The following is a 6,256-nucleotide window of genomic DNA, read 5'->3' on the forward strand; positions in this document are numbered from 1 at the left end:
CTGGATCCTCCGAGACAAGCTCTTGCCCACCCGAAATGTGTGCATGCCGTAGCCCCCTTGTGGGGGAGGGACAGGGAGGGGGGTGCAACGGCGCTGCTGAATGCACGGGCCATGCCAGAGACGCATGGCGCCGGCCGCGATCGTCCGTGGCCGCATGGTTCGAGACGCGATGCTTCGCATCGCTCCTCACCATGACGAGATGGGACCATGTCGTGATCAGATCCCGATCCGCTCCGCCGCCTCGCGCGCGGCGGCCTCGAAGGTGAGCACCACGGCGCCGCAGGCCGTCGCGGTGTCCAGGAAGGTCGTGAAGGCACGCAGCATGGCGCCGCGCGCGATGACGGTGAGCGGCATCGCGCAGGTCAGCACGCCGAAATTCACGGCGTCGCGCATCTGAAGAAGCTCGTCGCACCAGTCCTGCGTCACGGCGCGGGCCGATGGCAGCGGCATGCCGCCGAGCGCCAGCACGATCGGCATGGCGACGACGCCTGGACCGGCTCCGCCGGTGCCGTCGTCGCGCCGCCGCGGCCACCAGCTCAGGCCCTCGCCCGAGGCGTCGTAGCGGACGCCGCGCTCGGCGAGCCACGAGCCGGTCACGGCGGGTGCGCCACCGGGGGCACGACACCCGCGCGGCACCGTGCCGGTGATCTGTCGAACCTCTTCGAGGCCCGCGTCCACGGCCGAGGCATCGGCGGCGCCCCGCGCCAGGAGGGCGATCTCGTGGCCGTCGCGCAGCAGGCGCTCGACGAGCGCGCCGGCGCGGGCGAGCGCAGCGGCCGTCACGAACCAGGTCGCGGCGAGGTCACGGTCGGTCAGAAGGTCGAGCACGCGGGCGGCGCCGACCGTCGTGTCGTCAGCGGTGGACGCGACGAGTTCGAAGCCGAGGCAGACGATGTGACGCGCCACGGTCAGCGCCCGCGCAGGAACGGCAGCACGCTCGCCAGAAACTCCTCGGGCGCCGTCTGCGAGCAGGCGTGGCCACCCCACGGCAAGGTGGCGAGCCGGGCGCCCGGGATGCCGGCGGCGAGCTCCTCCGACAGATGCGGCGGCGTCAGGATATCGTCGGCGGCGCAGACGACCAGCGTCGGCACCGCGATCTCGCCCAGGCGCGCGCGCCGGTCGAAGCCGACGATCATGTCGATGCGGGCCGCGATGGCGTCGGCCTTGGCGGTCGCCGCGTCGTTGGCCGCGACGATCGCCGCGACCTTGTCCGGGTTGCGGCTGATCCACAGCGGCGGATACATGAACAAGGGCCCCGCCTCGTTGTAGGCCGGCACGCCGATCTCGGTCAGCAGGCGGCGGCGCACCTTGAAGCAGTGGGCGAAGTGCGGGTCGGGTCCGGCCCAGCCGGCATACAGCACCAGCCGGTCGAGCCGCGCCGGACAATCCTGCGCCATCACCTGCCCGACCGCGGCGCCGGTGGAGTGGCCGACCAGGCTGCAGCGGGCGATGCCGAGATGCCCGAGCAGCGCGTCGAGATCGGCGGCGAGCGCCTCGACCGTGTGGACGGTGCGCCGCGACGTCGAGCGCCCGGTCGCCACGTGGTCGTGGAGGATCACCGTGAAGGCACGCGCCAGCACCGGCACGATGGCGGCCCAGTAGTCGCCGCGGCCGCCGAGCCCGGACACCAGCGCGAGCGGCGGCCCGCTCCCGGTCACCTCGTAGAAGAGCGCACCGTCCGGGCGGTCGAGCATCGGCATGGCCAACCTCCTCCTGAGCGGCGGAACGACGCGGCGCGCGCCGCACGCCGCCGCCGCACGCTACTCCGGCTTGATGTTGGCGGCGCGAATCAGCTCCGCCCACTTGGCGGTCTCGGACTTGATGAAGGCCGCGAACTCCTCCGGCGTGCCGCCGGCCGGCTCGCTCGCCTGCGAGACGATGCTGTCGCGCACGTCGGGCATCTGCAGGATCGCGTTCAGCTCCTTGTTGAGGCGGGCGACGATCGCGGGCGGCGTCCCCTTCGGCGCGATGACGCCCTGCCAGTTGTACGATTCGAAGCCGGGCAGCCCCGCCTCCGCCATGGTCGGCACGTTCGGCAGAAGGCTCACGCGATGGCTCGAGGTGACGGCGAGCGGCTTGATCTTGCCGGCCTCGATCGACGGCAGCGCCGCGTAGCCCATCTCGAACATCATGGCGATATGGCCGGCCAAGAGGTCGGTCGCGGCGTTGCCGCCGCCCTTGTAGGGCACGTGGACGATCTGGATGCCGGCCTGGCGGCCGAACATCACGCCGGAGAGATGATGCGCCCCGCCGACCCCGGACGAGCCGTAGGTGATCTTGCCCGGCTCCGCCTTTGCCTTGGCGATCACGTCGGCGACGCTGGCGAGCCCCTGGTTCGGCGCCGCGGAGAGGACGAGCGGCGAGCGCTCGATCAGGATCACCGGCACCACGTCGGTCGCCGGATCGTAGGGCAGCTTGCCGAGCAGCGAGATGTTGACGGCGAGCGGCGCCAGATTGCCCATGCCGATCACCGAGCCGTCGGCCGGCGCCTTGGCGATGGCCGCGGTGCCGAGCACGCCGCCGGCGCCGGTCTTGTTGTCGATGATCACGGTGGCGTCGAGCGCCTTGCCGAGCTTCTCCGCGATTTTTCGCGCACGAATGTCGGCGAAGCCGCCGGCCGCATACGGCACGACGAGCGTCACCTGGCGGGCCGGGTACTCGGCCGCCGGCGCCGGCGCCTGGGCGCGCGCGGGAAGAGCCGCGGCGAGAGACAGGACGGCGAGAGAGAGGGCGAGAGCGCGCAGGACCATCGCGACGAACTCCTTCCAGAGAGGCGGCGCCGTCAGGCGGCCGCCGATGCGGCAGCGTCCCGCCCGACCAGATCGGCGGGGACGAAGACGAATCCTTCCATCAGGCGGCGGGCGGTGCGGCTGAGCACCGCCTTGTCGACCGTGACGGCGCCGTCGCGGGTCGAGGCCGCGGCGCCGACCGGCAGCACGCCGGAGGCGTGGCCGAGCCGCACCATGCGGTCCGCCGACGCGACGCCGCCGAGGAGCTCCGCCACCAGCGTGCCGGGCAGCGCCGCGGCGACCGCGAGCGCCACGGCGCCGGTGCCGGTGAGCGCGTGGTGCAGCTTGCCCATCGAGATCATGCGGGCGACGAGATCGACGTCGGCGGCCGCGACCGCGCGCCCGTCCGACGCGACGTAAGCGGCCGGCGGCCCGACCAGCGCGACCTTGGGCGTCGCCGGGCGATTCGCCGTCGCCTCCGAGGGCGTCTTGGCGAGCCCCATGGCGACCGCGCCGGCCGCCCGCACCGCCTCGCAGCGGGCGAGGAACTCCGCGTCGCCGTTCGCCTGCGCCTGCGACAGCGCCGCCGGCACGCCGAGCGACGCGGCCGCGACGATCACGGTCGGGTTGCCGGCGTCGACGAGGCTCGCCTGGACCGCACCGAGGCCCGGCACCTCCAGCGTGTCGACCGCCCGGCCGGTCGGCAGCACGCCCGCCGCGCCGCCGCCCGGATCGATGAACTCGAGCCTTATCTCGGCGGCGTCGAAGGCGACGCCGTCGAGCGCGAAGGTGCCGGCCTCCAGCACCTCACCATCCCGGACCGGCACATGGGCGACGATGCGCTTGCCCAGATTGGCCTGCCACAGCCGCACCGTGGTGATCCCGTCCGGGCCGGCCGGCACCAGCCCTTGGGAGATCGCGAAGGGCCCGACCGCCGTGGTGAGGTTGCCGCAATTGCCCGACCAGTCGATCAACGGCTCGTCGATCGCCACCTGGCCGAACAGATACGCGACGTCGCAGTCGGGCCGCGTCGAGCGGGACACCAGCACCACCTTGCTGGTGCTCGAGGTCGCGGCGCCCATGCCGTCGATCTGCTTGCCGTAGGGGTCCGGGCTGCCGGTGACGCGCAGCAGGATGCGATCACGCGCGGCCGGATCGGCCGGCAGGTCGCAGGCGTGGAAGAAGACCCCTTTGCTGGTGCCGCCCCGCATGTACACGGCCGGGATGCGCGCCGCCCTCATCTGCAGTCCTTCGGTGTTCGGCGAGGATCGCGGCGAACGCCGCGCCCCACCATGCCGCCGTCGCCGATGCGCCGCAAGGGGCGGCCCGCACGACTCCGTCGGCCGCGTCGACAGCCGCGACGGAGCGCGCTAAAGCGTGACCCGACGCGCTCGCCCCGCCCTCCGCTCATTCCCGCGACAGCGGAAAGCCAGAGCCACCCGTCGAACCGCCCGTCGAAGCGGCCGCCGAACCGGCCACTGGATCCCCGCCCTCGCGGGGACGAACGGACACCGCGATGGACGTCGAGCGGCCGAAGAGCGTCCTGGACTGCGACCATGCGGCCGACCACGGGCCGCGGGAGTGTGCGAATGACCTACCTCGTCTCCTCCGATCTCGCCACCGCGCCGGCCGGCCGGCGGCTGCGCGCGCTCTTGGCGCGGCCCGGGATCGTCCGGATGCCGGGCGCCCACAACGGGCTCGCCGCCCTGCAGGCGAAGGCGGCCGGGTTCGAGGCGCTGTATCTCTCCGGCGCCGCCATGACGGCCTCGATGGGCCTGCCCGATCTCGGCATCATCACGGTCGACGAGGTCGCCTTCTTCATCCGCCAGATCACCCGCGCCTCCGGACTGCCGCTGCTCGTCGACGGCGACACCGGCTACGGCGAGGCCCTCAACGTCATGCACATGGTGCGGGTCTTCGAAGACGCCGGTGCGGCCGCCGTCCATATCGAGGACCAGCTCCTGCCGAAGAAATGCGGCCACCTCAACGACAAGAAGCTCGCCGACCCGGCCGAGATGGCGGCCAAGGTGCACGCCGCCGCGCGGGCGCGCCGCGACCTCGTGATCGTCGCCCGCACCGACGCGGCGGCGAGCGAAGGCCTCGACGGCGCCGTCGCGCGCGCGAAACGCTACGTCGAGGCCGGCGCCGACGTGATCTTCCCGGAGGCGCTGACCACGCCCGAGATGTTCCGCGAGTTCGCGCAGAAGATGCCGGGCGTCCCGCTGCTCGCCAACATGACCGAGTTCGGCCGCACCCCGTTCCTCACCGCGGCCGAGTTCGAGGCGCTCGGCTACAGAATCGTGATCTGGCCGGTCTCGGCGCTGCGCTGTGCCGCCAAGGCGCAGGAGGAGCTCTACGCGACGCTCGCCCGCGACGGCGTCGCCTCGGCCATGCTGGCGCGGATGCAGACGCGCGCCGAGCTCTACGCGACGATCGGTTACGCCGACTACGAGGCGCTCGATTCCTCGATCGTCGCCACCGTGATCCCGCAGATGCCAGGCTCCGGCGGCGCCGCGGGCGCCCCACGAGACGACCCGCGCTGAGTGCTTGCAACGCCGGTCGCCGCGGCTAGTCTCGGGGCGCCCCCGGCAAGGAGGAGGCACGGCGTGCCCAGAGATCCGGACCAGGACGACGATCGGGCGGGCGCCGGCGTCCGCTCGGTGCAGCTCGCCCTCGACGTCCTGGAGGCGATCGCCTTCTCGGGCGACGAGCTCGGCGTCACCCAGCTGGCCGATCGGCTCGACGTCACCAAGGGCTCGGTGCATCGCCATCTGCACACGCTGGTCGAGCGCGGCTATCTCACCCAGAACCCGGCGACGACCCGCTACGCCATCGGGCCGAAGAGCCGGCTGCTCGCCCGCTTCGCGCCCGACGCCGACCTGATCCAGGTCGCCGAAGGGCCGATGCGCGAGCTGCGCGACCGCCTCGGCCACACCGTCGTGCTGTCGGCGATGACCCCGCGCGGCGCCCTGGTGCTGACCACGCTCGCCTCGACCTCGCCGATCGAGATCGGCGTGCGGCCGGGCAGCGAGCTGCCGTTCCACGCCTCCGCCCAGGGCAAGGTGCTGCTCGCCTTCGCGCCGCGGCCCGTGCAGGAGCGCATCCTCTCGCGCAAGCTCGAGCGCTTCACCGAGCACACCATCGTCGCGCGCGACCGGCTCGAGGCCGAGCTGGTGCGGATCGCCCGCCAGGGCTTCGCGGCGGCGCCCGAGGAGGTGCTGCTCGGCGTCAACGTGATGGCGGCGCCGATCTTCGACGAGCGCGACATCTGCATCGGCGCGCTGGCGATCGTCGGCTCGATCCAGTTCCTGCCCGGCGAGCCCGAGGACGAGACCGTCGCGGCCCTGAAGGACTATGCCCAGCAGATCTCGCGCCGCTTCGGCCAGGGCCGCAGCCCCGGTCTCTCGGTTCCGGTTTCGGCCCCCCGCACGGCGCGCCGGGGGTGAGAGGGACGGAGTTCGGTCCGGCTGTCCTAGACCGGTTTTCGCTCACGTTGGTGCATAGCCTGCGTGTCGGATGAAATTTCT

At 72.7% G+C, this 6,256-nt stretch carries 6 protein-coding genes; 2 read left to right on the top strand and 4 right to left on the bottom strand.

The window, feature by feature from the left end:
* Positions 1 to 216 precede the first annotated feature (216 nt).
* From ACFSOX_RS23490 to prpF, 4 genes are read right to left on the bottom strand one after another with little or no spacing between them, the layout of a single operon-like run.
* Complete coding sequence (locus tag ACFSOX_RS23490) at positions 217 to 906, bottom strand: polysaccharide deacetylase family protein (protein WP_378480247.1); 690 nt, start codon at positions 904 to 906, stop codon at positions 217 to 219.
* 2 nt (positions 907 to 908) lie between these two features.
* Positions 909 to 1,700 carry an alpha/beta fold hydrolase gene (locus tag ACFSOX_RS23495; RefSeq protein ID WP_378480248.1) on the bottom strand — a complete coding sequence of 264 codons (792 nt, stop codon included), beginning with the start codon at positions 1,698 to 1,700 and terminating at the stop codon, positions 909 to 911.
* Positions 1,701 to 1,760: 60 nt separating this feature from the next.
* Entirely contained in the window at positions 1,761 to 2,750 is a 990-nt protein-coding gene (locus tag ACFSOX_RS23500) for a Bug family tripartite tricarboxylate transporter substrate binding protein (protein WP_378480249.1), read from the bottom strand.
* 32 nt (positions 2,751 to 2,782) lie between these two features.
* A complete protein-coding gene (gene prpF, locus ACFSOX_RS23505) occupies positions 2,783 to 3,970 on the bottom strand; it encodes a 2-methylaconitate cis-trans isomerase PrpF (RefSeq protein ID WP_378480250.1) in 1,188 nt (395 codons plus the stop codon).
* 348 nt (positions 3,971 to 4,318) lie between these two features.
* Here prpF and prpB point away from each other — a divergent pair, with 348 nt between their 5' ends.
* Both prpB and ACFSOX_RS23515 read left to right on the top strand, forming a co-directional pair.
* Positions 4,319 to 5,272, top strand: coding sequence for a methylisocitrate lyase (prpB, locus tag ACFSOX_RS23510; protein WP_378480251.1), 954 nt, complete (start codon positions 4,319 to 4,321; stop codon positions 5,270 to 5,272).
* A 63-nt stretch (positions 5,273 to 5,335) separates the two neighbouring features.
* Positions 5,336 to 6,175: an IclR family transcriptional regulator gene (locus tag ACFSOX_RS23515; RefSeq protein WP_378480252.1), complete on the top strand. Its 840-nt coding sequence runs from the start codon at positions 5,336 to 5,338 to the stop codon at positions 6,173 to 6,175.
* The last annotated feature ends 81 nt before the right edge of the window (positions 6,176 to 6,256 follow it).

Source organism: Rhodoplanes azumiensis (assembly GCF_042682915.1).
GTDB classification, from domain to species: Bacteria; Pseudomonadota; Alphaproteobacteria; order Rhizobiales; family Xanthobacteraceae; genus Rhodoplanes; species Rhodoplanes azumiensis.